Origin of the sequence: Haemophilus sp. HN_Hi08 (assembly GCF_049824455.1) — a bacterium.
GTDB classification, from domain to species: Bacteria; Pseudomonadota; Gammaproteobacteria; order Enterobacterales; family Pasteurellaceae; genus Haemophilus; species Haemophilus influenzae_D.
Map to the genome: position 1 here is coordinate 592004 of NZ_CP187493.1, position 24092 is coordinate 616095.

A 24092-nucleotide genomic window follows, 5' to 3' on the forward strand; every position below is an offset into this window, starting at 1 on the left:
TTCATTCTGTTGCAGAAAGTTATTTTTATGGCATTTATAAAGAAAAGGCTAAAAATTCAGAAACACGAGAAAAGAATTGGGAAAGATTGAAAAATCATATCTTCCCTTATATTGGTGATAAGCATCTATCAGAAATAAAAGTAAAAGAGTTAGTTAGCATTTGTGAAAAAATAGCAGATAGAAGTAACACGCTCAAAAAAAATACACCAGATTATCGGTGTAATAATGGATCGTGCGATAACACAAGGTATCATGGAAAGTCATAATTGCAGACTGGTTTTGAAAAACTATTAATTTGCTGATCTTTTTTAACGGCATTACGATTAAAAGAGACAGTAAGTGCGTAATAGTCAGAAATTGGTTTTAAAATGCTTGAATTTACTGACTTCGATTACATCTATAAGCAAATAGTTTTTGAGTTATTATCTAGTACATTAATTTTATTTTTTCAAGATAACAATAAATTCTTTTTCCGAAGTGTAATATTGTTCGACCAAAGCAACAGAATTTTCTTCGGCAAAAATAGAAAAATTTTCCACCGCACTTTCAATGTTTAAGATCAACATTAGTTCATCATTTTTATCCAAATTTTTTAAGGCTTTTTTGGCACTTAAAAGAGCAATTGGGCATCGAAGTGCGGTTAAATTGAGCTGATATTTCATTCTGTAACTTGACGACGAATGCTCATATTTTTACCCATTTCAGACAACACATCATCAGCTAAAAATTCTCGCCCCATCTCAAATAAAGGTTCTTCTAACGTAATATGACGTTCATAACCTTGAACAAAGCGTTCAATTAAATGTTCATCAATATTTTGACGTTGTTCAGAAATAAGTTCTTCTAACTGCGCAGATAATGCATTCCAATTTTCATGCAAATTTTTGTGCTGTTGTTCCAATTCATCAATGGCACTTTGTGCTTGCGGAGCCACTTTGACTAGTTGAGGGAAAAAATCTAATTCTTCATCATCGTGATGTAAAGGCGCGGCACGATTGAAATAGCTTAAAATCTGCTCAACATCATTTAATACAGCCTGAGTATAGCCGTGTTTTTCTAGATAATCAGGCAAAATGCTTAACTGACGACAAAAACGTTTTACCTTGCTATGGCAGGCATAAAGCATTTCAATAGGTTCATTCCATGTGGCGAATTGTTGAGGTTCAAGAATTTGCATAAAGTTTCCTTTGTTAAAAAGTGCGGTCAAAAAACGTTTCATTTTTCTACCGCACTTTCATTCATTATGATTTATCTGCTAATTGTAATGGCGGAACGGGTTTGCCCATACGAGCATAGAATTCTACTACAAAATCATCGAAACGATCATCTTCTATTGCTTGACGAATTTCAGCCATTAAACGTTGATAATAGCGTAAATTGTGAATGGTATTTAAGCGTGCGCCTAAAATTTCACCACACTTATCTAAATGATATAAATAAGCTTTGGTGTAGTTTTTGCAGGTGTAGCAATCACATTCAGGATCTAACGGACTGGTATCATCACGATATTTTGCATTACGGATTTTAACAATGCCATCAGTCACGAATAAATGGCCGTTACGTGCGTTACGGGTTGGCATTACGCAATCAAACATATCAATACCACGGCGAACACCTTCCACTAAATCTTCTGGCTTACCCACGCCCATTAAATAACGTGGTTTATCCGCAGGAATTTGTGGGCAAATATATTCTAAAATGCGGTGCATATCTTCTTTCGGCTCGCCAACAGCTAAACCGCCCACCGCATAACCGTCAAAGCCAATATTCACTAAGCCTTCTAGTGATACTTTGCGTAATTCTTCAAATACGCCGCCTTGAATAATACCGAATAGCGCATTTTTATTGCCTAATTCATCAAAGCGATCACGGCTACGTTTTGCCCAACGAAGTGACATTTCCATAGATTTTTTCGCATAATCAAACGTTGCAGGATATGGTGTACATTCATCAAAAATCATCACAATATCTGAGCCGAGATCATATTGAATTTCCATAGATTTTTCAGGCGAAAGGAAAATGCGCTCGCCGTTAATTGGGTTTTGGAATTTCACGCCTTCTTCTGTAATTTTACGTAATTTACCTAAACTGAATACTTGGAAACCGCCACTGTCAGTCAAAATCGGGCGATGCCATTGCATAAAGTCGTGCAAATCGCCGTGTTTACGCATAATTTCTTGCCCTGGACGTAACCATAAATGGAAAGTGTTACCCAAAAGAATTTCTGCACCTGTCGCACGCACTTCTTCTGGCGTCATGCCTTTTACCGTGCCATAAGTACCTACTGGCATAAATGCAGGGGTTTCTACACTGAACGTGCCTTGTGGACGCTCAAATACTAAACGACCACGACGAGCACTGCCGCTTATTTTATCTAATTCATACTTCATTTTAGCTCCAACGAATAAACAGTTCGAAGATTTTTATGAATAAAAAAGCCTGTTCAAAGTTACAGGCTTTATGCTATCATATTTTTAATGCTCTTTGAGCAGAGGCGGATCTGCTAAAATCAGTCCGCCAGTACGCACCTGACGGGCTGCTTAGTAGATCCTTCATTTGTAATCAAATTGAGGATAAAAACTATGATTAATCTTATTATTAAACTAGTCATTGTTATTCTACTTTGCCTACTATTGAAAGGTAGCGCTGGCAGGTAGATTCTCCGACACAAGGGATGGTTACAGCCATCTCTTGTTCTTTATTGTAAGTGCTGACTAATTACAAGTCAAACAACTTATTCTAATCCTTTTACATTTGGATTTTTAGTGATGAACATCGCATCGCCATAACTGAAAAAACGATAGTGATTTTCGACCGCACTTTTATAAGCATTCATTGTATTTTTATAACCAGCAAAAGCTGAAACTAACATAATCAATGTGCTTTCAGGTAAGTGGAAATTAGTAATTAAGCAATCCACCACTCGGAATTTTTTCCCTGGATAAATAAAAATAGAGGTATCAGAAAAATAAGGCTCAATTAAATCTGGATTGCCAAATTCTTCCGCAGAAAGTGCCGCACTTTCAATAGAACGAACAGAAGTGGTTCCCACTGCAATTACACGTTTGCCCGCTTTTTTTGTTGCAATAATCGCATTGCAAACTTCTTGGGAAACTTCCACGTACTCCGCGTGCATTACGTGATCTTCAATATTTTCCACACGAACAGGCTGGAATGTTCCCGCGCCCACATGCAATGTAACAAATTCAAAATTCACACCTTTTGCTTTGAGTTTTTCAAGTAAATTTTCATCAAAATGTAAGCCCGCTGTTGGTGCCGCTACAGCACCTGGGACTTTACTATAAACGGTTTGATAACATTCTTGATCGGCTTCTTCATCTGGACGGTCGATATAAGGCGGTAATGGCATATGTCCAATGGCTTGCAACACATCTAAAAGAGCGGTTGATTTATCACTTAATTCCACTTCAAACAACGAACTATGGCGTGCTGTCGTTACCGCTTTAATGCCATTATTTTCGCCTAATTTATCTTCCCCTAAAAATAATTCAGTCCCTTCTTTAGGGGATTTCGATGAACGAATATGTGCTAAGAAACGATGTTCATCTAACATTCTCTCAACTAAAACTTCAATTTTGCCACCACTGGCTTTACGCCCAAACATTCTTGCAGGAATAACGCGCGTATTATTAAAAATCAACAAATCGCCTTCATCAATTAAATCTAATACATCAGAAAAAGTGCGGTGAAAAATTTCTCCGTTTTCGCCATTTAACTGTAATAAACGACAAGAAACACGATCAGTTTTAGGATAACGAGCAATTAATTCATCGGGTAAATCAAAATTAAAGTCTGAAACACGCATAATAAAATTTAGGTTAAATAAATAGGCGATAAGTCTAGTTTGAATTGAAAATGATCTCAAGAAAAAATCTTTTCTACAGGAAAGATAAAATAACCAGCAATTATGCTGGTCATTTGGGATTAATTATAAATTTGCTTTTTTAGTTGCTTTTACGTTTACATCACAATTTTTGACGATGATATTATCGCTAGATTTACCTTTTTGAATTAAATTTACAGGCACAACAGAATCAAATTTATCTAACGTTAAGCCACTATCTACATTCCAAACATAATCCCCAGAAACGAAACTTGTAAAGTCATTTTGTGATTTATCACGAGTAAAATCTTTCGCAATAATGCCATCGCCCACACTTACCATTGCAGCAACTGGTTCTTGGTTTTCAAATTGATACACAGCAGTCACCGTTTGTTTATTGCAGGAATATACAACTGTTTTATCAGTGATTGTTGGAAGTGTTTGCATTTCAGCTATTTGCGCAGATGATTTTGTCATTTCAGGTGCATCCTTTGCACAAGCAGATAATACGACGGCAGCAGCAAATGCGGGTAAAATTTTAGTTAAATTCATTATTAAATCCTCTTAATTAATCCCCTATATAGGGTGCTACTTAGATACCTTTAATAAAATAAAGTTCCATTATTGGAATAAAAAAGGTGGGATCTGATCTGCCCCACCTTGTTTATCAATAAACGATAAAATTATGTTGATTTTTACCAACGATACCCCAATTTCACGCCCACATTTTGCTGTTTGCCGAGTTGTGAACCTTGAGATTTCGAAATAAAAGCGGAAAGTTGGAAATGTAAAATTTCCGCTTTTAATCCCACTTCTTTTTGCCAATAACGTCCAAATGGTTGTTGCAACATCGTGCGATTTACCGTGGTTTGTACGTTAGCGTTTGAAACATCAACATAATTGACTAAGAAATAAGGCTTAACGCTGATATTATCTGTCGGAGTAAATGTATAATCAACTCGAATGCCAGCATTATAGCGATTAAATGCAAGGCTAGGCGTTTTCACTTTCACTTCCTCAGATTGATAATTTTCACGTTCAATAAAATAGCGATTAACACCAAAATAAGGCTGAATGCCCAATTGCCCTAAACGGAACTGATAACTTGCATTCACGCCATAATTTATCGCTTTTCGATGAATTTTTCGGCTTTGTTCTTCAGCCATTTTACTCGCACTGATTCCCGTTCCCACGTTTACACCAAATTGTAAATTGCCCCATTGATATTGGGCAAAACCCGACATCATCGTTAATGTCGCGTGATTTTTAACCTGTTCATCAAAGGTATTATCTGAACGGCTATGCGAGAAAACTGCCCCAATTCGTCCATTAGCTAAGGCTTTTTGCACCCCAATTTGACGTAAGTTCGTTTTCTGCTGATAAGCACGGAACGCATCAGAATCATAGCGTCTTTTATCCTGTGCGATATTTGTCCACACGGCAGATTGTGCTTGATCTACAAAAAGACGATCTAATTCATCTTGAACAGAAAGCATACTATTTACTGTTGCAGATAATTCTGATAACGCACTATTTGAATAACGGCTGATCAAGTCTTTTTGTTTGCGTTGTCTTTCAGCTTGCTCTTGAGCTTTACGCTCTTTTTCCACTTGCTGTTGGACATCAATAACCTCAAGTGCGGCTTGTAATACGTTTAACAGGCTTTGATCAAGCGGGGGATCAGAAAACACTGCTCTTTTTGACCGCCCTTTTTTTGTTTTTGCCTTACTTTTTTGTGTTTCAGCAGTCAGTTCAGCTTGTTTGGCTTCTAATGCGTTTAACTGGCTTTGATCAGGCGAGGTATCAGAAAACGCTGCTCTTTTTGACCGCACTTTTGCCTCAGGTTTTTGTTTTTTAGCAGTCAATTCATCTTGTTTTTCTTTTAATGCCTGCTCTCTTTGTTCAGCGTTGGCTAAATTATCGGTTAATTCCTGCTCTTTTATTGGGTTATATAAGCGGAATTCGCCGTTTTTCTTCACTAATTTATAACGCCATGCACCCGCATCAACGTGGTCATTTTCTAACGTGAATGTGAGTTTGTCTGATAACGGTTGATTATCTAAGCTTTCAATCAAAGTTAATTGCTCAAGGGTCACAGGTTCTTTGCCTGTGTTGCGAACAGCTAATGTGTAATCGCCTTCAGCGTGATTAGATAACTTTAATTTATCGCTTTTATAGCCAAATAAAGAGGAAGTAAATTGGAATGTGCCTTGCCCACTCAATTTACCATTTACTGTCAATGTGTTGAAACGATGTTCAGCCGATGTTGGCGTCGTTTCCGTCTCTAACGAACGGCGACGACGGCGTGGCGTATTGTTTGAGCTAGCTGAATAAGCTGAATTTAACGTAACAGTACTGTTATTTAGTGTTAAATTCTGCAATGTGGTATCGCTAGGCATTGTCCAAGTCGCATTTTCCAATGTTACTGTTGTGCCTTTGTCGCCCTGAATTTGGTGCGAAAAATGGCTGTTTTTTAAATAAAATTGAGCTGAATCCGTTAAATGCACATTACCGTTCAAGTTTGCATTATCCACTGTTGCTTGAGCTTGCTGATGAAGACTGATTGTGCCAATCTGGGTTGCGTGATTGTTTAATGTGAAGTGGCTAGTATCCGCTAAATTCACATCGCCCGTTAAAGTGGCATTATTTACCGTTGCATTTGCGTGATTTGAAAGTTTGATATTGCCTATTTGGGTGGCATTGTTGCTTAATGTAAATTGGCTGTGATTTGTTAAAGTGACATTGCCATTAAGTTTTGCTAAACCTTTAACATTCGTCGTTGCATTATCAGTTAAATTAATAGAGCCATTGATTTGTGTTATAGGTATAGAAGCAATAACAGCGTTATTGTTTAAATCTACTGTTTTACAAGTCGTTAATCCTGTCCAATCTGAACGCGTGCAAATGGTATTTTGCTGATTTGGCACAACACCAAATGTGGCATTTGCATTATTGCTGACTGTCCAATTTCCTTCAATTGAAGAAACATTGCGAGAAACCACCGCACTTCCGCCTTTAATTTGGAAGTTTTCAGCTTTAAATTTGCGGTTGATCCAATCGTGATCCCACACAATTTCGCCTTGTGGTATACCTTCCATTTCTGACCAACGTTTATTTAAATGATTGTAGGCGTGCGGTGTCGGTCTACCGCTGAAAAATAGTTTACCTTTTGTTTGGGTAATATCGCCTTTTAAATTTGTACCACCTGAAAGTAGCAAAGTACGATCTTCTGTGGTTGGTTTATAAATAAGGTTTAATCGTCCATTGTGTTTATTTTCATCTGTTTCGCCAAACCAACCGTTAAATGCAATATCTCGCTTATTAGTTAATTGTTTTAAATTATCATTTATGGTGTCATAACCTGTAATAGTAACATTAGCCACTTGAGTGGTATTATGGTTCACAACCATCGCCCCCTCGTCCGTATTTTGGATACGTTTAAAGGTTAATGAATGCCCGTTAAGATCTAAGCGACCACCACGAAAGCCGAAATAGATATTGTTAGGATCAACTTGATCTGTACTATTTAATTGAACTGTTGCTCGACCGCTTACAATGCCAACTTCTTTGAAAGCTTGTTTTTGACCCGCTTCATCTGCTTGTTGATCTAAAATGACTGTACCATCGCCTACGCTGATCGAACCTTTATTTATCCCTTTGGCTTTAACGTGCAATGTGCCTTTGCCGATTTTAGAAAGTCGATCATTTTCCACACCGTTTACTTTCCAAATAACAGTGCTTTCATCACTGATAGATATACCTGCCCCTTTCCACGTTTCATCTTTGGTAGGCGAAACTATAAAATCCCCTTCAAAATACAAACCGCCTGCGCCTTGATCAATATTGCTTGTTAAAGTAATTGTTCCATTTCCTTTATCAATAAAAGCAATATTTTTACCATTGCTTAGTGCTGGAGAATAATAATTGTTCCCATCATATGTATAAATGGGCTCTTTTTTACGATTGGGCAAATTATAATTCGCTATCTGTACTCTATACTGTTTATTATCTTGTGCTGTAACAGAACCAGAACCATCTTTATTATCAGTAAAAGTATAATGGCGATCCTTAGGTGTTCTAGGATTAAATATGGTATGAATATCCTTAGCATAAACTTCATCGTAAAACCATTCTTCACGCACTAACTGAAACCCATTACCTCTCCCCACAAAAGGATTTCCGCTTTGTAATACACCATTTATAAGCCATTTTTCTTTTTTTGCATCATAAATAAACATTGGCGAACCACTATCACCTTGAGCACCTCCCGTAGGTAATGGACCATAATGATTAGGGCTAACTACATTACCACTAAAATTGACTGTACCATTACCGTTTCCACTCTGAGTATGAGTATTTCCTGCGGTAAGGTACCGATACGCATCTGCAACGAAATATGAACTGTTTGCATTCGTTTTTTCATCTTTATCTGTACGCCAATATTGATCCCCTGAACCTATACGTACACGCTCAGGATAATCCTCTTTATTAGCATATACCCTTCCATCCACAAGCGGTGTCATACCTATCGGTTCAATTTCAGTTACAAATTTATGTAAACGAGGCATATGGTAATCCCCATCATAATGATTACGTCCCTGATCAGGCTTATAATTGTTACGTTTAGCTATTTGATAAGTAAAACGATGTTGATCGGGATTTACTCCTTCCGCACCAAAATCAGCATCAGTGTACCCTCCATTGTGAGCAACACTTACAATATATTGCTCTCCCACTAATGTTGCATAGCCACCTCGCGATACCACAGAAAAATCAATCATCGGGGCTTTTGTCATTGATGTGCCAACTAAATTTCCATTTTTATTGTAAACCTCAATATTTTTAGCCCCAACTGTGAACTTCCCTTTATTCTCGGCAAAATCACGATAATATTGGTAGTCAATCCCAAAATAAGTGTGACCTGCCCACGCTTGCGATACTATCCCTAATGAAATGCAAGCGGTTAAAAAATTCAGACGAAATACAGTTTTTTTCATAATGTTTATTTAATTAAGTAATTTTTCGTATTAAAAAATACGTGGTTAAACGACTATTGAACAATAAAAGTGCGGTGATTTTCTAAGGGATTTCAGCTAAAAAAACGAACTAAAAGGCACAAAAGAAAATAAATGAGTAAAACTATATAGTAATTAAGCCAAAATTTCTAGGTTTTTGCTTAATACTTAGTGGGTAATCTAATCTTGCGATGTGGTAATATTGTATATAATTTACATAGGCAACTAAAGTTAAAACAATATCACTAATAAAATAACCGCACTTTATGTGAGTTTTCTCTGAAAGTGCGGTCATTTTTTCTAAGGTTTTTCTAAAATCGGTTTAAGGAAGCGAGCGGTGTGGGAACTTTCTACTTTGGCAACTTGCTCTGGTGTACCCGTCGCAATAATTTGTCCGCCGCCACTGCCTCCCTCTGGGCCAAGATCGACAATCCAGTCTGCGGTTTTAATCACATCAAGATTGTGTTCTATCACGACAATAGTATTTCCTTGATCGCGTAATCGATGCAACACCTCAAGTAATTGCTTAATGTCAGCGAAATGCAAACCAGTCGTCGGTTCATCTAGAATATACAAGGTTTTACCCGTATCACGTTTAGAAAGCTCGGTCGCTAGCTTAACGCGTTGTGCTTCGCCGCCTGAAAGTGTTGTGGAAGATTGACCTAATCGAATATAGGATAATCCCACATCCATCAAGGTTTGTAATTTTCTTGCAATCATTGGAATCGCATCAAAAAACTCGCGTGCTTCTTCCACTGTCATATCTAAAACTTGATGGATGGTTTTACCTTTGTAACGAATTTCTAAGGTTTCGCGATTATAGCGTTTACCTTTACATTGGTCGCAAGGAACATAAACATCGGGCAAAAAGTGCATTTCAACTTTGAGTACACCGTCGCCTTGACAGGCTTCACAGCGTCCACCTCGTACGTTAAAGCTAAAACGTCCTGGATTATAACCGCGCGCACGCGCTTCTGGTACGCCAGCAAAAAGTTCACGAATTGGGGTAAATAAGCCTGTATAAGTGGCTGGATTTGAACGTGGCGTGCGTCCAATCGGGCTTTGATTAATGTCGATAACTTTATCGAAATGCTCTAATCCCTCGATAGATTGATAAGGTGCGTAATCCGTCTTTTCTGCTCTATTTAACGTATTTTGCGCAAGTGGAAATAAGGTGTCATTAATAAGTGTGGATTTTCCCGAACCAGATACACCAGTCACGCAAGTAAATAAACCAACGGGAATATCTAAATTCACATTTTTTAAGTTATTACCTGATGCGCCTTTAAGTTTGAGCCATTTTTTCTTATCAAGTGCGGTGCGTTTTTTCGGGATTTCGATTTTATCTGCACCCGATAAGAATTTTCCTGTGATGGAATTTGGATTGAGCATGATTTCATCGGCATTTCCTTGTGCAATAACTTGTCCGCCGTGTACGCCAGCACCAGGCCCAATATCAATAATATGATCAGCCGCACGAATTGCGTCTTCATCGTGTTCTACGACAATTACCGTATTACCAAGATTACGTAGATGAATTAATGTATTAAGTAAGCGTTCATTATCACGTTGGTGCAAGCCAATAGAGGGTTCATCTAATACATACATAACGCCAACAAGTCCCGCACCAATTTGACTGGCAAGGCGAATACGTTGCGCCTCACCGCCTGAAAGGGTTTCCGCAGAACGAGAAAGAGAAAGATAATTCAACCCAACATTGACTAAAAACTGCAAACGCTCGCGGATTTCTTTAAGAATTTTTTCCGCAATTTGTGCTTTTTGCCCAGTTAAAGAAAGTGCGGTAAAAAATTCGAGGGTTTCGCCAATGCTTTTTTCCGCAATTATCGGCAAATTGGTTTTTCCAATATACACATTGCGCGCTTCGGGTCGTAAACGAGAACCGCCACAATCTATACAAGGTCGATTGCTAATATTTTTTGCTAATTCTTCACGCACCGACATTGATTCCGTTTCTTTATATCGGCGAGCCATATTATTCAAAATCCCTTCAAAAGGGTGCTTGCGAATAATCACATCGCCACGATCATTCATATATTGGAATTCAATTTCCTCTTTGCCTGAACCCTGCATAATGATGTGTTGAATTTTCTTTGGCAAAGATTCATAAGGGGCTTCAACATCAAAATGATAATGTTTCGCCAATGATGTAAGCATTTGATAATAATAGAAATTACGACGATCCCAACCTTTCACTGCACCGCCTGCAAGGGAAATCGTTGGATTTTGCACCACACGATCTTCATCAAAATATTGCTGCACACCCAAGCCATCACAAGTTGGGCAAGCACCTGCAGGATTGTTAAAGGAAAACAAACGAGGCTCTAATTCTGGCACAGAATAACCACAATGCGGACAAGCAAAATTTGCCGAAAAAATTAATTCTTCCGCTTTCGGATTATCCATTTCTGCCACAATTGCGGTGCCACCTGAAAGCTCTAATGCAGTTTCAAAAGATTCGGCTAAACGTGTTGCTAAATCTGACCGCACTTTAAAGCGATCCACCACCACTTCAATTGTATGTTTTTTCTGTAAAGCTAATTTTGGCGGATCAGATAAATCGCAAATTTCGCCATCAATACGCGCACGAATATAACCTTGCGCAGCAATATTTTCTAAAATCTTGAGATGTTCGCCTTTGCGATTTTTGACCACTGGCGCAAGTAACATCATTTTGCTGTCTTCTGGCAAACTTAATACTTTATCCACCATTTGACTAATCGTTTGTGCCGTTAATGGAACGTTGTGATCGGGACAACGCGGCTCCCCTACACGGGCAAACAATAAACGTAAATAATCGTAAATTTCCGTAATTGTTCCCACTGTAGAACGTGGATTGTGTGAGGTGGATTTTTGTTCAATGGAAATTGCAGGGGAAAGCCCCTCAATAGAATCCACATCAGGCTTTTCCATTAAAGATAAAAACTGACGCGCATAAGCAGAAAGGGATTCAACATAACGGCGTTGCCCTTCCGCATAAAGCGTATCAAAGGCTAAAGAAGATTTCCCCGAACCTGAAAGCCCTGTGATCACCACAAGTTTATTGCGTGGAATGGTTAAATTAATATTTTTCAGATTATGGGTTCTAGCCCCGCGAATATCAATATTTTCCATAAAATAACTCAAAAGTATGAAATAAGTGTAAATTTTGCGATCATTATCGCATATTTTAATATCTGTGCAAATATCCAGTTAAAATATATAGATCTTTTAAAAAATTTCAGGCAAAATAACCGCACTTTTTTAGATAAAAAATGAGGTTTTTTATGGCTGGAATTAATAAAGTCATTATTGTAGGTCATTTAGGTAATGATCCTGAAATTCGTACTATGCCAAACGGCGATGCCGTTGCAAATATCAGCGTAGCAACCAGTGAAAGCTGGAACGATCGTAATACGGGCGAACGCCGTGAAGTAACAGAATGGCACCGCATTGTATTTTATCGTCGTCAAGCGGAGATTTGCGGCGAATACTTGCGCAAAGGTTCTCAAGTGTATGTGGAAGGTCGTTTAAAAACACGTAAATGGCAAGATCAAAATGGTCAAGATCGCTACACCACAGAAATTCAAGGCGATGTAATGCAAATGCTTGGTGGACGTAATCAAAACGCAGGTTATGGTAATGATATGGGCGGTGCGCCACAACCCTCTTACCAAGCTCGTCAAACTAACAATGGTGGTAGTTATCAATCATCTCGTCCTGCACCACAATCAGCCACATCACAACCAGCAACACCACAGGCTGAGCCACCAATGGACGGATTCGATGACGATATTCCGTTCTAAATGACATAGATTGAAAAGTAAATGATAAAAATCTGAGAGAAGCTGAATAAAAAAGAGCTTCTCTTTTTTATTTTAATTTTTAAATTAAAAGGACTAAGCCTATGATTATAGATTTAGTCCTTAATTTTATAGCTTTAGTTTTAGGGAAGATTAATTGCTACCATTTATCTTCCATATCACATTTTATTGAAGAGTAAAACTAATTTGCACACTTAAACTCGAAGGAAAGCCTGCTGGTCTTGCTCCCACAGAACGAGAAACGTTAATAGCGTCTAATGCCGCCTTATCTAAACTTTCATCGCCTGAGGATTTTGTAACTCTAGCTCCACTTAGCGAACCATCAGCTCCCACATTAAAAGATACACTCACTTTTCCTTGTTTGCGCATTATCTTCGCTCGAGTTGGATAACGTTTATGACTTTCAATTTCACGGCGAATTGCAGAACGGTAAGCAGCTATTTCACTCGTATCCGTTCCACTTCCTGCTACCTGTGCATTGCTATTAGCTGCGCTTGTTGTGCTTGCTTTATCATTTACGTTAGCACTTGAATCAATATTTTTATCGCCTTTTGGTAGATCTTTATTGATTGGTTTCTGTTGTGGTTTAACCTCTTTTTTAGGTTTATTTTTCGGCTTTTCTTTCGGTTTTTCTTTGGGCTTTGGCTTTTCCTTTTCGGGTTCTTTGATTTTTTTCGGTTCAGGTTTTATTGTTGGATCTTCTACAATTTCTTGTTTTTCTGGTTCTGGTTCTGGTTCTGGCTCTGGCTCAGGCTCTTTTTGTACATTTTCAGGCTCTGGAGCAGGTTCTTCCAACACCATACCCTGCAAAAGCTCCATAGAAATACTTGTAGATATATCGCCTTGTGCACTATTTGCGCTATCACTTGGCTTATTCCAATTCCACAAGATAAATCCTATAACAATACCGTGTACGATCAAAGAAATAAGCAAACCCAATAGCGAACGTTTTGTTTGCTGCATAATTATTCCTTACGGCGTAGTTGGTACAGACTGGGAGGGAGTAGATTCTTGAGAATTTTTACCCGCACTTTTTCCCTTATCTTTCATAGAAACAATTGCCACATTTTTGATTTCATTTTTAGAAAGCATATCTGTAATAGTCACAAAATCTTGGAAGGAGGCTTCGGCATCAATTTTTAAAGTGACTTTCTGATCTTTATTCCATTGAGCAATTTCTGCTTCAAGAGCTTCTTGCGTAATAGGTCTATCATTGAAATAGAGCTGTTTATCCGCTGTCACTGTTAATAATTTAGCGAGCTCGTCAGATTTAAATGCGACTGCTGTACTGGCTTTTGGTACATTTACTTGAATTTTACCTTGAGAGATAAAAGATGCAGTAATAAGCACCACAGTAAGCAATACCAACATAATATCAATGAAAGGGATAATGTTGATTTCATCAAATTTTTTCACTGATTATTCCTTATCTTTTTGTTCGTTTAATACTTTCCATTTCAAACGATTAACTTCCACTTTACGACCTAAACCGTTATAAAACACCATAGATGGAATAGCCACTAGAATACCTAATGCTGTTGCTTTTAATGCTAAAGATAAGTGCAACATAATTTCACTTGGATCAATGTCGCCACCGCCGTGACCGATTTGATAGAAAGTTAATAAAATCCCGATAACTGTACCAAGTAATCCAACATAAGGTGCATTGGCACCGATGGTAGAAATCACTGTCATATTACGGTTTAAATCAATTTCTAATGCGTGAATAGTAGAATAATGTGCCGCATTTACCTTTCTTAAAAAAAGGTAACGTTCAATTACCATCGCAAGCATAATAACGCTCATCAGTAATAATAAACCGATGATAAAATAATCACTGTACTGTTGTAAAAAATCAAAAAGTTGTAGCATTTTTTTTCCTTGTTATTTGAGAATGAATTTCAATCAGGCGAGGAATTCTAACAAAGGCTGAATAATGCGTAAACCTTGAATTGAAAAATTTATGAATTTTTACCGCACTTTATGTGGAAAAGTGCGGTTATTTTTTGAAAAATTATAAGGAGCGAAGATAATCAATGATCATTTGATGATGGTCTTTTGTCTTAAATTTATCAAATACTTGCATAATATTTCCGCTTTCATTAATTAAAAAACTAATTCGATGAATACCGTCGTAAGTTCTCCCCATAAATTTTTTTTCGCCCCATACGCCAAATTGCACCGCAACTTGATGATCAGGATCAGAAAGCAATGTGAAATTAAGTTCTTTTTTCTCAATAAATTGAGCTAATTTTTTCGGAGCGTCAGGGCTAATGCCAAGTACAACTAAGCCTAGTTCATCTAATTCAGATTTGCTATCACGCAATCCACAGGCTTGTGTGGTGCAGCCTGGCGTGAGTGCCTTTGGATAAAAATAGATTAAAACTTTTTTACCACGAAAATCATTTAAAGAAACAGGTTTTTCCTGTTGATTTAATAAGGTAAAAGCAGGTGCTTGATTACCAACAGATAATGGATTCATAAAAAACTCCTTTAATGAAAAAAAATTTGCAAATCAAAGTTATTTTAGCGACTATAACAAGTGAAACCAAATAATAAAATTGAAAACCGATGGAGGTTATATGTCAGCGCAAAATCCTTTATTTTCGGGTAGCATAGTTGCCCTTGTTACGCCAATGAATCATTATGGCGAAGTCGATTTTTCCTGTTTAGAAAAATTAGTAGAACACCACATTGAAGCAGGTTCTAATGCGCTTGTTTCTGTAGGTACAACGGGAGAATCTGCCACGCTAAGTATTGAAGAAAATGTAAAAGTCATTGAAAAGACCGTTGAATTTGCCAAAGGACGTATTCCTATTATTGCGGGAGCGGGTGCAAATGCGACAAGTGAAGCAATTACAATGACTAAATTATTACGAGACAGTGGCGTAGCAGGATGTTTATCTGTTGTGCCTTATTATAATAAACCAACCCAAGAGGGAATATATCAACACTTTAAAGCCATTGCGGAATGTACTAATTTACCACAGATTCTTTATAACGTTCCTAGTCGCACAGGCAGTGATATGAAGCCAGAAACGATTGCTCGTTTAGCTAAAATTGAAAATATTGTAGGTATTAAAGAAGCAACGGGAGATGTGAGCCGAATAGTTAAAATTAAGCAGCTTGCTGGTAAAAATTTTATTGTTTTAAGTGGTAATGATGCAACAGGCTTAGAAGCAATAAAATTAGGTGCTGAGGGAGTAATATCAGTAACAAATAACATTGCAGCAAAAGATATGGCTGATATGTGCCGTTATGCACTCGTGGGAGATTTTGATAAAGCGGAAGAAATTAATGCTCGTTTAATGCGTTTACATCACGACCTATTCATTGAATCCAATCCAATTCCAGTGAAGTGGGCAGCTTATCGCTTAGGCTTAATTAAATCGCCACATTTACGTTTGCCACTTACGACACTTAGTGAAGAAATTCAACCAAAAGTAGAAGATGCACTAAAAATTGCAGGATTGTTATAAAAATAAAAGGGTAAGTAATTACCCCTCACTTTTATGTATTATAGATCAGTAAAATGATCAGAAAAGTGCGGTCAGAATTTATCAAATTTTCAATTTAGTTAAGGTTAGTATATGAAAAAAATAATATTGAGTTTAACAACGGCTATTATCCTCGTCGGTTGTTCGTCTAATCCCGAAACCTTAAAAGCAAGCAACGATTCATTTCAAAAATCTGAGGCGAGCATTCCCCATTTTTCCCCTTTGGCTACTGGAGGTGTACAGTTACCAAAAGCTGATGATGCTTATTCGTTACCTAATATTGAAGTGAAAAAAAGGGGAGATATTGATATTCGTCCACCATTAATCCCTCTTGCTATTATTCAAAATTCAATAACAAAATTTGATGGCGAACGTTCGTTGATTGTTTACCCAAAACAACAGGCAAAACTATATAATCTTCAGCAAGTTGAGCGTTTATTGAAAGATGAGGGTATTTCATCAACAACAGATGGCTTGATTTTAACAACTGATTGGACAAAAACAGAACGAATTGGCGATAAATCTATAGAAATAAAATATCAAATAGAACAAGTAATGACGCCTGATGTAATTGCGATTACCGTATCTATTTTGCATATGCGCCGAGATGGTATTATTTTTACACCAAATATATCAGATAAACAATATTATACTTCGGAACGTTTAAATCGCATTGTTTTAGCTCTCACTACAGCCTATAACAAACAATTACAGGATTTATCAAGCACTTCAATTCAATAGGGGGCGTCATATAATAATTTCTCTAAAATAAATGTTTAGAAATGAGACATAGATCATCCTTTTGAAAATTACTCTGATATTTATCTTTAAAGCACTTGAAAATCTAAAATAAGAACGCTATTTTGTTATTAACTAGAATTTAAATCACGCAACAAAGAGGTAAATGCTATGACACTTAATATTACCAGTAAACAAATGGACATCACCCCTGCAATTCGTGAACACTTGGAGGAAAGACTTGCGAAGTTAGGTAAGTGGCAAACGCAGTTAATTAGCCCACATTTTGTTTTAAACAAAGTACCTAATGGATTTACTGTCGAAGCCTCTATTGGCACACCTTTAGGCAATTTATTAGCCAGTGCAACTTCAGATGATATGTATAAAGCAATTAATGAAGTGGAAGAAAAATTAGAACGTCAGCTTAATAAACTTCAACATAAAAGTGAATCTCGCCGAGCGAATGAACGTTTAAAAGATTCTTTTGAAATCTAAATACTGTAAAAAGAATAAAATCTAATCTGGCAGCCTTATTGTAAAATAATATGTCTGTCAGATTAATTTAACCTATCTTACACGGCGATGTAAACTTCAATGCGTTTACGCTTACCCCACTACAAGAACATAAACGACAACTTTATCTTTAATAACTTCATAAACTTAAACAATAGCCTACAGAGCGAAATTTTATTTTATAAAACACACCAAAAAATCCAGAAAACCGCTCGGCAAGTACGTATGAATTTCCTAAGCGTTCGATTAATTTTTTCTTAAATTGGTTTTAATAGAAATAAAGACTAATGAAAGATACAGATTGTATTTATATTTTTTAACGAGATAGATATTATTTGACGGGATTAATGGCGGTGAGAAAGGGATTTGAACCCTTGATGCAGTTTCCCACATACACGCTTTCCAGGCGTGCTCCTTCAACCACTCGGACATCTCACCGTAAAAGGTAGGCGAACTATAAAGATTTACTCTGGTTTAGTCAAGTTTTTTACTATAAAAAATAAAAATCTTTAAAAGATTAGTTAAAAAATAGGCAGTAAAAACTATTGAGCTAATCCAGAGTTAGAAGATACTAATAATTTAGTAATATGTAACCTTGATAATTATTAAAACAGTTGATTTTTAATAGATACCATATATTAATTTATCTTTTATTCTCTTTCTTAACCTTTTTATTTTAATTAAAAAAGGGATTTTCTCAAAATGATCATACCAAGATGATGGTACATCAATAATTTTATCCATTTCTTTTAAAAGTAAATTTCCTATATGACAATTTAAGTGACCGCATTTTTTGTGCCAAAATTTATATGGACCACAATAATGAGAAATAATTATTGGCATTTTTACGTGTAATAAATTTTTCTTTTTAATCAAACCTCGATCTGTTGGTGTAAAATTAAATCTATTATTGATAAATTTTACTTTTCCTTTACAGATACCATTTAGAATATCTTGATCTTGGTATTTCATAACATTATTGTATTTATTCATCCAGTTTATTGATTTTTGGAAAATATTTTCTTCTTTCCATTTATTTAAATTAATTAATAATATACCTGCATTAAAATAAGAATATCCTTCTAAACCAATGGATTTTTTATAAGATTCATTTTTTACGTCAATAAAAGTATCTCGACATGCTGCCAAATAATAATTCGTTATATCTATATCCCAAAGTTCTTGAAGTGAAGAGTTTGTTAATGTATCTACATCGATATAAATAGCTTTTTCTATATTCTTTATATATTTAGTTAAATTTAGTCTAGCGTAAGTCGCTAAAGATATGTAATCTATTGTTTTTGGAAAGTTTTGAAAATCAGCCTCACAGACAGGCAAGAAAAATACTTTACAAGAATATGCACTTGCTAAATTATTTATTATGGTCTTATTTTCCTGATTTATTTTCATATCAAGAATATAAAAATTTATTTTTTCAGGTGTATTTTTAATAATGCTAAAAATACTTACAGCTAAATAAGTTGCATAATAGTTGTCAGATGAAAATATAATATTTATTATCTGTCTGTCTGTCTGTCTGTCTGTCTGTCTGTCTGTCTGTCTGTCTGTCTGTCTGTCTGTCTGTCTGTCTGTCATAAAATTATCTCTGATTAACGTGTAAATTATTATTTTTAGGGTTATTTTTTATTGATAGATTAAATAATTTTATTAACTTTATAATTTATTTTTTAAAACGCTCAATGCCTTTGCTCGATGAGAAATTTTTTTCTTCTCAGCTGTTTCTAATTCAGCAAATGTGCAACCTTGTTCTGGACTAAAGAATAAACTGTCATAACCAAAGCCATTTTCGCCTTTTTCTTCAAAACCAATCACGCCACAACACTCACCTTCGGCGATAATTGGCGATGGATCTGTTGGATGCTGTAAAAACACGATACAGCTCACAAATTTGGCTTGGCGTTGTTCTTGTGCAATATGAGCAAGCTCTGCCAATAATTTCTCACGGTTTTTAGCATCATTACCCTCTTCGCCAGCATAACGTGCAGAATACAGACCTGGTGCGCCATTAAGTGCGGAAACTACTAAGCCAGAATCATCCGCAATAGCAGGCAAACCTGATTTCTCTGAGGCATAGCGTGCTTTTAATAAGGCATTCTCAACGAAAGTTAAGCCTGTTTCTTCTGGGCTTTCAATGCCTAAATCTGTTTGTGCAATCACTTCAAAGCCAAAATCAGATAGGACATCAGCCATTTCTTTTACTTTTCCTTTATTGCCTGTAGCAAGTACGATTTTTTGTTTCATAATCAATCCTTTTATTGATGATAAGCTGACGTTAAATCAGCCCAGTTTTGCTCGGTAAATTGAATATTCATTCGTCCAACTTCTTTTTCGAAGGAACGTTTTAAACGGTTCAGATTTTGCACTTTCCAAAAATCTCCAGATTTTTCGCCGCACTTATCAAAATCCAGTAACCAACATTTTTGCCCTTGTTCAGCTTGTTGAAGCAAAATATTATGTGCATTCAAGTCTGTATGGCAAATCTGTAAATCATGTAGTTTTCGAATCAAACGACCAATTTGCCTCCAAGTTTCTTTTGGCAATGTTTGTGTTTGTAAAAGTGCGGTTAAATCCTGCGCGTTTTCGATTTTTTCCGTCAAAATATCCGCTTGATAGCAAATACCTAACTTGCCTTTTTGAATACGTGCAGCAATGGGTTTAGGTACAGGTAACCCCGCTTCATACAAACGTTGCAACAAATGAAACTCAGCAAAACTACGGGTAGTTTCAAGATCAGAAAAACGATAACGATCTTTGTTCAGTTTACCCCAAAGTCCACCGCGATAATAATGACGCAACGCACAATTTACACCAAACCAATCTTCGGTTTGCAAGAAATAAGTGGTGCCTCGACCTTTTGCACTCCCTATCACTCGTTCTTGTTTTTGCCAAAATTCCGCTTGGAAAAACTCGGTTACTTGCTCAAAAGTGCGGTCAAAATTAAAGATAAAATATTGGTTATCTTGTTGGAATTGGTGCATTAGAACGTTGTTATGAATAGAAAATGGGGTCATTCTACTTTAAAATAGGCACAAATTAAATGATAAAGGAACGTTAATGCCACTTTTTACCGAAGCTCCAAAATCTCTTTGTATTCTCCGATTATCAGCGGTAGGCGATGTTTGCCATGCCTTAGCGGTGGTTCAGCACATTCAGGCATATTATCCCCAAACAGAAATGACTTGGATTGTAGGAAAAACCGAAATGGGTTTGCTTTCGGGCATTCCTAATATCACGCTCATTCCTTACGATAAAAAAGCAGGATGGAAAGGTATTTTATCACTCTGGAAACAACTAAAAAATAAACAGTTTGATGCGCTATTAAATATGCAAACAGCATTTCGTGCATCAATCCTTTCTTTAGGAATTAAAGCAAAATTCAAAATTGGATTTGGAGAAAAACGTTCTCGCGAAGGACAATGGCTATTTGTAAATCGTCGTATTACAGATCCTTTTTCCCCTCACGTATTAGATGGATTTATGGCTTTCGCTGAATATATTGGCGTACCGAAATCAGAACCAAAATGGGAATTAGCTATTTCAGAAGATGATTATAAATTTGCCGATCAATTTATTGATTTCTCTCGTAAAAATTTATTGATTTCCCCTTGTTCTAGCAAAGCAGAAAAAGATTGGCTAATTGAACGTTATGCAGAAATTGCCAATATTGCCCATCAGCATAATATCAATGTGATTTTCTGCAGTTCGCCAGCCAAACGTGAATTAGAAATAGTCGAAAAAATTACCGCACTTTGCCATTTCACGCCAACCAATATTGCAGGAAAAACAAACCTAAAACAGCTTACCGCTTTAATTTCTAAGGTTGATTTGGTGCTTTCGCCAGATTCTGGCCCTGCCCATATTGCGACAACACAAGGAACACCCGTTATTGGCTTGTATGCCTATCACAATCCTTTGCGTACTGCGCCTTATAATAATTTAGATAACGTGGTATCAGTATATGAAGAAAATGCCCAAAAAGAATTTGGCAAACCGTCTTCTGAACTACCTTGGGCAACCAAACTAAAAGGAAAAAATTTGATGGCAGAGATTCAAGTCGAACCCGTCATTGAACAAATGAAAAAATTGGGATTATTTTGAAAAAATGATCTGTATTTCAAAACTTAGATGGTTTTAATATAGCCAACTTGAAAGTTGTTTTTGGAAAGTAAGAACTTTAGTTTTTTAAGTTAAAAATCAATAGCTTGTTGTTAAAATAATTTATATTTAGTCATAAAAATCTATACCTTAATCTCTTGCTTATTTAGTCCAATTTTTGCAGGTACAGATTGAAATCCAAAATTAGTTTGAATTTTACGCAATTAAATGCAAATGATTATAAATAAACCAATTGATTATTATAATCATCATTGTTATTATCATCGCCATTCTCCTCTTTTTAATTATTACAATAAGGAAAACAGATGCGATTTTCTAAACTTTCCCTTGCAATTGCAACAACCTTAGTGACAGCAAATGCGCTAGCGCAATCCGTTGAATTAGACTCTATCAACGTTATTGCGACACGAGATCCAAGTAGGTTTGCTTATACGCCAGAAAAACAATCTAAAGATAGTCTTCTTTCTAAGCAAGCGACTAGTGTTGCAGCAGCGTTAGAAGACATTCCCAATGTTGATATTAGAGGCGGTTCGAGAAGCATTGCTCAAAAACCTAATATTCGAGGGTTAAGTGATAATCGTGTTGTGCAAGTCATTGATGGCGTAAGACAAAATTTTGATTTAGCACATAGAGGTTCTTATTTTCTTCCAATGTCACTTATTCAAGAAATTGAAGTAATCAAAGGGCCAAGTAGCTCCTTATGGGGTAGCGGTGCATTGGGTGGTGTTGTGGCAATGCGTACGCCAAATGCTTTAGACTTATTGAAAAATAATGACAAATTCGGAGTTAAAATTCGCCAAGGTTATCAAACTGCTAATAATTTATCGGAAAGGGATGCTTCTGTATTTGCGGCAAATGACAAATTCGATGTTCTTATTAGTGCTTTCTATAATAATGCGGATAATTTACGCACTGGTAAAGGCAACAAGCTGAATAATACAGCCTATAAACAGTTTGGGGGCTTAGCAAAATTCGGTTGGCAAATTAATGATGCGAACCGTGTGGAATTATCCCACCGCGAAACTCGTTTTAAACAAACAGCACCAAGCAATAATGAGGTGGAAAACGAACTTACTAATGAACAAATTAAAAAACAAATCGGAGAATTCCACGGCTCAGACAACAGTTTTCCGCCGACAAGAAAATCACCATCAGAAATATCAGAGTTTTACTCTAAAGTGAAAACACGTTTTGGCAGTGTTAGTTATTTAAGTGATCAACAAATTCCTGATCAAAGCACGGTATTTAACTATTATTTAACGCCTGATAATCCTTATCTAAATACGCATATTGCGCTATACAACAATAAGACTATTGAGAAAGAACAGCGTAAAGTCAGTGGTGTGAAAGATCAGACTAAATTGACTACCCGAGGTATAAATTTACGTAACTCTTCCGAATTATCTCACATTTCCTTTGTTTATGGGGTGGATTATATGCGAGATAAAATCAGTACTGAACGAGGCACAAACAATAATGATGCGCAGTTTCGAGCGGAACCCTACAATGCGAATTCAAACACTACAGGCGTTTATTTAATCGCCCATATTCCACTATTTGGGGAAAAATTGCTACTTTCGCCAAGTGTACGTTATGACCACTACGATACCTCAAGTAAAACTGTAAAATACAAGGATAATCATTTATCGCCTGCCACAAAATTGACTTGGAAAGTGACCAATTGGTTAGATTTTTCTGCCAAATATAATGAAGCCTTCCGAGCCCCATCTATGCAAGAACGGTTTGTGAGTGGATCTCACTTTGGGGCAAATATTCTAGGAGCAGATCAGATCAATAAATTTGTAGCAAATCCAAATTTGCGCCCTGAAACAGCAAAAAATAAAGAAATTACCGCAAATCTACATTTTGATAGCCTGTTTAAACAAGACGATAAATTCAAAATTGAAGCCACTTATTTCCGCAATGATGTGAAAGATTTAATTAACTTAAAGATATTTAATAATCCAAATCCAAATCCAAATCCAAATGGAAATACTGTATTGTTGCCAACAAATTCCCAGTATCAAAACATAGCTAATGCCCGTTTAAGCGGTATTGAATTGCAAGCCCAATACCAAACAGAACGTTTAACGCTGTTTACTAACTATGGCAGTACCAAAGGTAGAGATAAAGATAGCGGCGAAGCTTTATCAAACATTGCCGCAAGCAAAATCGGCGTAGGTGCAGATTATGCTTTAGTAAAAGACAAATTCACGGTGGGAGCGACAATAACCCATTACGCTGCCCAACATCGAGTGCCTAAAGATCACGCTGTTACCTACCCAAGTTATATACTGACCGATCTTCGTGCTACCTATGCGCCATTAAAAGGCGAATGGAAAAACCTGCGTTTAGATTTTGCGCTGGAAAACTTGTTTGATAGAAAATATCAACCCGCGTTTAGTTTAATGGAAGGCACTGGTCGTAATGCGAAAATTAGTGCGGTTTATAGCTTCTAAATTTACTTTGGAAAACGCCCTAAAGCTGTTTTCCCTCAATTTTTGTAATTTTATCAATTAATAGGACA

21 protein-coding genes and 1 tRNA gene are annotated in these 24092 nt (G+C 36.5%); 7 read left to right on the forward strand and 15 right to left on the reverse strand.

Translation table 11 applies throughout. The annotated features are described in order from the left end of the window. Positions 1 to 32 precede the first annotated feature (32 nt). Complete coding sequence (locus ACPT8O_RS02965; protein WP_228003467.1) at positions 33 to 266, forward strand: phage integrase central domain-containing protein; 234 nt, start codon at positions 33 to 35, stop codon at positions 264 to 266. A 174-nt stretch (positions 267 to 440) separates the two neighbouring features. Here ACPT8O_RS02965 and ACPT8O_RS02970 read toward each other — a convergent pair whose 3' ends face one another. From ACPT8O_RS02970 to uvrA, 7 genes are all read right to left on the reverse strand, one after another. Beyond that, on the reverse strand, positions 441 to 662 hold the full coding sequence (locus tag ACPT8O_RS02970; protein ID WP_021034372.1) for a sulfurtransferase TusA family protein: 222 nt from the start codon (positions 660 to 662) through the stop codon (positions 441 to 443). Next, positions 659 to 1177 carry a hemerythrin domain-containing protein gene (locus ACPT8O_RS02975; RefSeq protein ID WP_041175236.1) on the reverse strand — a complete coding sequence of 173 codons (519 nt, stop codon included), beginning with the start codon at positions 1175 to 1177 and terminating at the stop codon, positions 659 to 661. The genes ACPT8O_RS02970 and ACPT8O_RS02975 overlap by 4 nt, the downstream gene beginning before the upstream one ends. A gap of 64 nt (positions 1178 to 1241) precedes the next feature. Further along, the gene (gene tgt, locus ACPT8O_RS02980) at positions 1242 to 2390 is read right to left on the reverse strand and encodes a tRNA guanosine(34) transglycosylase Tgt (RefSeq protein ID WP_021034370.1); all 1149 of its coding nucleotides are present in this window, start codon (positions 2388 to 2390) and stop codon (positions 1242 to 1244) included. A gap of 344 nt (positions 2391 to 2734) precedes the next feature. After that, positions 2735 to 3826 carry a tRNA preQ1(34) S-adenosylmethionine ribosyltransferase-isomerase QueA gene (gene queA, locus ACPT8O_RS02985; RefSeq protein ID WP_021034369.1) on the reverse strand — a complete coding sequence of 364 codons (1092 nt, stop codon included), beginning with the start codon at positions 3824 to 3826 and terminating at the stop codon, positions 2735 to 2737. A 123-nt stretch (positions 3827 to 3949) separates the two neighbouring features. Then, positions 3950 to 4396, reverse strand: a complete 447-nt coding sequence (locus ACPT8O_RS02990) for a hypothetical protein (RefSeq protein ID WP_005668223.1) — start codon at positions 4394 to 4396, stop codon at positions 3950 to 3952. Between the two features lie 143 nt (positions 4397 to 4539). Next, complete coding sequence (gene hap, locus ACPT8O_RS02995; protein WP_021034368.1) at positions 4540 to 8841, reverse strand: adhesion and penetration autotransporter Hap; 4302 nt, start codon at positions 8839 to 8841, stop codon at positions 4540 to 4542. A gap of 318 nt (positions 8842 to 9159) precedes the next feature. Further along, positions 9160 to 11991: an excinuclease ABC subunit UvrA gene (gene uvrA, locus ACPT8O_RS03000; RefSeq protein WP_021034366.1), complete on the reverse strand. Its 2832-nt coding sequence runs from the start codon at positions 11989 to 11991 to the stop codon at positions 9160 to 9162. Positions 11992 to 12143: 152 nt separating this feature from the next. On the opposite strand from uvrA, the gene ACPT8O_RS03005 reads away from it, so the two are divergent. Then, the gene (locus tag ACPT8O_RS03005) at positions 12144 to 12662 is read left to right on the forward strand and encodes a single-stranded DNA-binding protein (RefSeq protein ID WP_021034365.1); all 519 of its coding nucleotides are present in this window, start codon (positions 12144 to 12146) and stop codon (positions 12660 to 12662) included. Positions 12663 to 12845: 183 nt separating this feature from the next. On the opposite strand, the gene ACPT8O_RS03010 is transcribed toward ACPT8O_RS03005, so the two are convergent. From ACPT8O_RS03010 to bcp, 4 genes are all read right to left on the reverse strand, one after another. Beyond that, positions 12846 to 13643 (reverse strand): energy transducer TonB, encoded by a 798-nt coding sequence (locus tag ACPT8O_RS03010; RefSeq protein ID WP_021034364.1) that lies wholly within the window; start codon positions 13641 to 13643, stop codon positions 12846 to 12848. Between the two features lie 9 nt (positions 13644 to 13652). Continuing rightward, on the reverse strand, positions 13653 to 14096 hold the full coding sequence (gene exbD, locus ACPT8O_RS03015; protein WP_005656183.1) for a TonB system transport protein ExbD: 444 nt from the start codon (positions 14094 to 14096) through the stop codon (positions 13653 to 13655). Between the two features lie 3 nt (positions 14097 to 14099). Beyond that, positions 14100 to 14552 carry a TonB-system energizer ExbB gene (gene exbB, locus ACPT8O_RS03020; protein WP_005660631.1) on the reverse strand — a complete coding sequence of 151 codons (453 nt, stop codon included), beginning with the start codon at positions 14550 to 14552 and terminating at the stop codon, positions 14100 to 14102. A 142-nt stretch (positions 14553 to 14694) separates the two neighbouring features. Continuing rightward, on the reverse strand, positions 14695 to 15162 hold the full coding sequence (gene bcp, locus ACPT8O_RS03025; protein ID WP_021034363.1) for a thioredoxin-dependent thiol peroxidase: 468 nt from the start codon (positions 15160 to 15162) through the stop codon (positions 14695 to 14697). Between the two features lie 100 nt (positions 15163 to 15262). On the opposite strand from bcp, the gene dapA reads away from it, so the two are divergent. The 3 genes from dapA (at position 15263) to hpf (ending at position 17410) form a co-directional block, all read left to right on the forward strand. After that, the gene (dapA, locus tag ACPT8O_RS03030) at positions 15263 to 16159 is read left to right on the forward strand and encodes a 4-hydroxy-tetrahydrodipicolinate synthase (protein ID WP_021034362.1); all 897 of its coding nucleotides are present in this window, start codon (positions 15263 to 15265) and stop codon (positions 16157 to 16159) included. Between the two features lie 111 nt (positions 16160 to 16270). Next, the gene (gene bamC, locus ACPT8O_RS03035) at positions 16271 to 16918 is read left to right on the forward strand and encodes an outer membrane protein assembly factor BamC (RefSeq protein ID WP_021034361.1); all 648 of its coding nucleotides are present in this window, start codon (positions 16271 to 16273) and stop codon (positions 16916 to 16918) included. A 168-nt stretch (positions 16919 to 17086) separates the two neighbouring features. Continuing rightward, positions 17087 to 17410 (forward strand): ribosome hibernation-promoting factor, HPF/YfiA family, encoded by a 324-nt coding sequence (hpf, locus tag ACPT8O_RS03040; protein WP_005660635.1) that lies wholly within the window; start codon positions 17087 to 17089, stop codon positions 17408 to 17410. Between the two features lie 366 nt (positions 17411 to 17776). Here the strand turns inward: hpf and ACPT8O_RS03045 are convergent. The 4 genes from ACPT8O_RS03045 to ACPT8O_RS03060 all read right to left on the reverse strand — a co-directional run bounded on the left by ACPT8O_RS03045 (position 17777) and on the right by ACPT8O_RS03060 (position 20427). Further along, positions 17777 to 17866, reverse strand: a tRNA-Ser gene (locus ACPT8O_RS03045). Between the two features lie 183 nt (positions 17867 to 18049). After that, the gene (locus ACPT8O_RS03050) at positions 18050 to 18946 is read right to left on the reverse strand and encodes a glycosyltransferase family 8 protein (RefSeq protein ID WP_041175235.1); all 897 of its coding nucleotides are present in this window, start codon (positions 18944 to 18946) and stop codon (positions 18050 to 18052) included. Between the two features lie 156 nt (positions 18947 to 19102). Further along, positions 19103 to 19690 carry an RdgB/HAM1 family non-canonical purine NTP pyrophosphatase gene (gene rdgB, locus ACPT8O_RS03055; RefSeq protein WP_012054924.1) on the reverse strand — a complete coding sequence of 196 codons (588 nt, stop codon included), beginning with the start codon at positions 19688 to 19690 and terminating at the stop codon, positions 19103 to 19105. Between the two features lie 11 nt (positions 19691 to 19701). After that, positions 19702 to 20427, reverse strand: coding sequence for a 3-deoxy-D-manno-octulosonic acid kinase (locus ACPT8O_RS03060; protein WP_021034359.1), 726 nt, complete (start codon positions 20425 to 20427; stop codon positions 19702 to 19704). A gap of 76 nt (positions 20428 to 20503) precedes the next feature. On the opposite strand from ACPT8O_RS03060, the gene ACPT8O_RS03065 reads away from it, so the two are divergent. Continuing rightward, positions 20504 to 21547 (forward strand): glycosyltransferase family 9 protein, encoded by a 1044-nt coding sequence (locus tag ACPT8O_RS03065; protein WP_021034358.1) that lies wholly within the window; start codon positions 20504 to 20506, stop codon positions 21545 to 21547. Positions 21548 to 21870: 323 nt separating this feature from the next. After that, positions 21871 to 24024 (forward strand): TonB-dependent hemoglobin/transferrin/lactoferrin family receptor, encoded by a 2154-nt coding sequence (locus ACPT8O_RS03070; protein ID WP_021034357.1) that lies wholly within the window; start codon positions 21871 to 21873, stop codon positions 24022 to 24024. Positions 24025 to 24092: the final 68 nt, after the last annotated feature.

Excerpts from the sequence above, each read along its gene's own strand:
- ACPT8O_RS02970 (WP_021034372.1), bottom strand. The coding sequence starts at position 662 with ATGAAATATCAGCTCAATTTAACCGCACTTCGATGCCCAATTGCTCTT.
- ACPT8O_RS02975 (WP_041175236.1), bottom strand. The coding sequence starts at position 1,177 with ATGCAAATTCTTGAACCTCAACAATTCGCCACATGGAATGAACCTATT.
- tgt (WP_021034370.1), bottom strand. The coding sequence starts at position 2,390 with ATGAAGTATGAATTAGATAAAATAAGCGGCAGTGCTCGTCGTGGTCGT.
- queA (WP_021034369.1), bottom strand. The coding sequence starts at position 3,826 with ATGCGTGTTTCAGACTTTAATTTTGATTTACCCGATGAATTAATTGCT.
- ACPT8O_RS02990 (WP_005668223.1), bottom strand. The coding sequence starts at position 4,396 with ATGAATTTAACTAAAATTTTACCCGCATTTGCTGCTGCCGTCGTATTA.
- hap (WP_021034368.1), bottom strand. The coding sequence starts at position 8,841 with ATGAAAAAAACTGTATTTCGTCTGAATTTTTTAACCGCTTGCATTTCA.
- uvrA (WP_021034366.1), bottom strand. The coding sequence starts at position 11,991 with ATGGAAAATATTGATATTCGCGGGGCTAGAACCCATAATCTGAAAAAT.
- ACPT8O_RS03005 (WP_021034365.1), top strand. The coding sequence starts at position 12,144 with ATGGCTGGAATTAATAAAGTCATTATTGTAGGTCATTTAGGTAATGAT.
- ACPT8O_RS03010 (WP_021034364.1), bottom strand. The coding sequence starts at position 13,643 with ATGCAGCAAACAAAACGTTCGCTATTGGGTTTGCTTATTTCTTTGATC.
- exbB (WP_005660631.1), bottom strand. The coding sequence starts at position 14,552 with ATGCTACAACTTTTTGATTTTTTACAACAGTACAGTGATTATTTTATC.
- bcp (WP_021034363.1), bottom strand. The coding sequence starts at position 15,162 with ATGAATCCATTATCTGTTGGTAATCAAGCACCTGCTTTTACCTTATTA.
- dapA (WP_021034362.1), top strand. The coding sequence starts at position 15,263 with ATGTCAGCGCAAAATCCTTTATTTTCGGGTAGCATAGTTGCCCTTGTT.
- bamC (WP_021034361.1), top strand. The coding sequence starts at position 16,271 with ATGAAAAAAATAATATTGAGTTTAACAACGGCTATTATCCTCGTCGGT.
- hpf (WP_005660635.1), top strand. The coding sequence starts at position 17,087 with ATGACACTTAATATTACCAGTAAACAAATGGACATCACCCCTGCAATT.
- rdgB (WP_012054924.1), bottom strand. The coding sequence starts at position 19,690 with ATGAAACAAAAAATCGTACTTGCTACAGGCAATAAAGGAAAAGTAAAA.
- ACPT8O_RS03060 (WP_021034359.1), bottom strand. The coding sequence starts at position 20,427 with ATGCACCAATTCCAACAAGATAACCAATATTTTATCTTTAATTTTGAC.
- ACPT8O_RS03065 (WP_021034358.1), top strand. The coding sequence starts at position 20,504 with ATGCCACTTTTTACCGAAGCTCCAAAATCTCTTTGTATTCTCCGATTA.
- ACPT8O_RS03070 (WP_021034357.1), top strand. The coding sequence starts at position 21,871 with ATGCGATTTTCTAAACTTTCCCTTGCAATTGCAACAACCTTAGTGACA.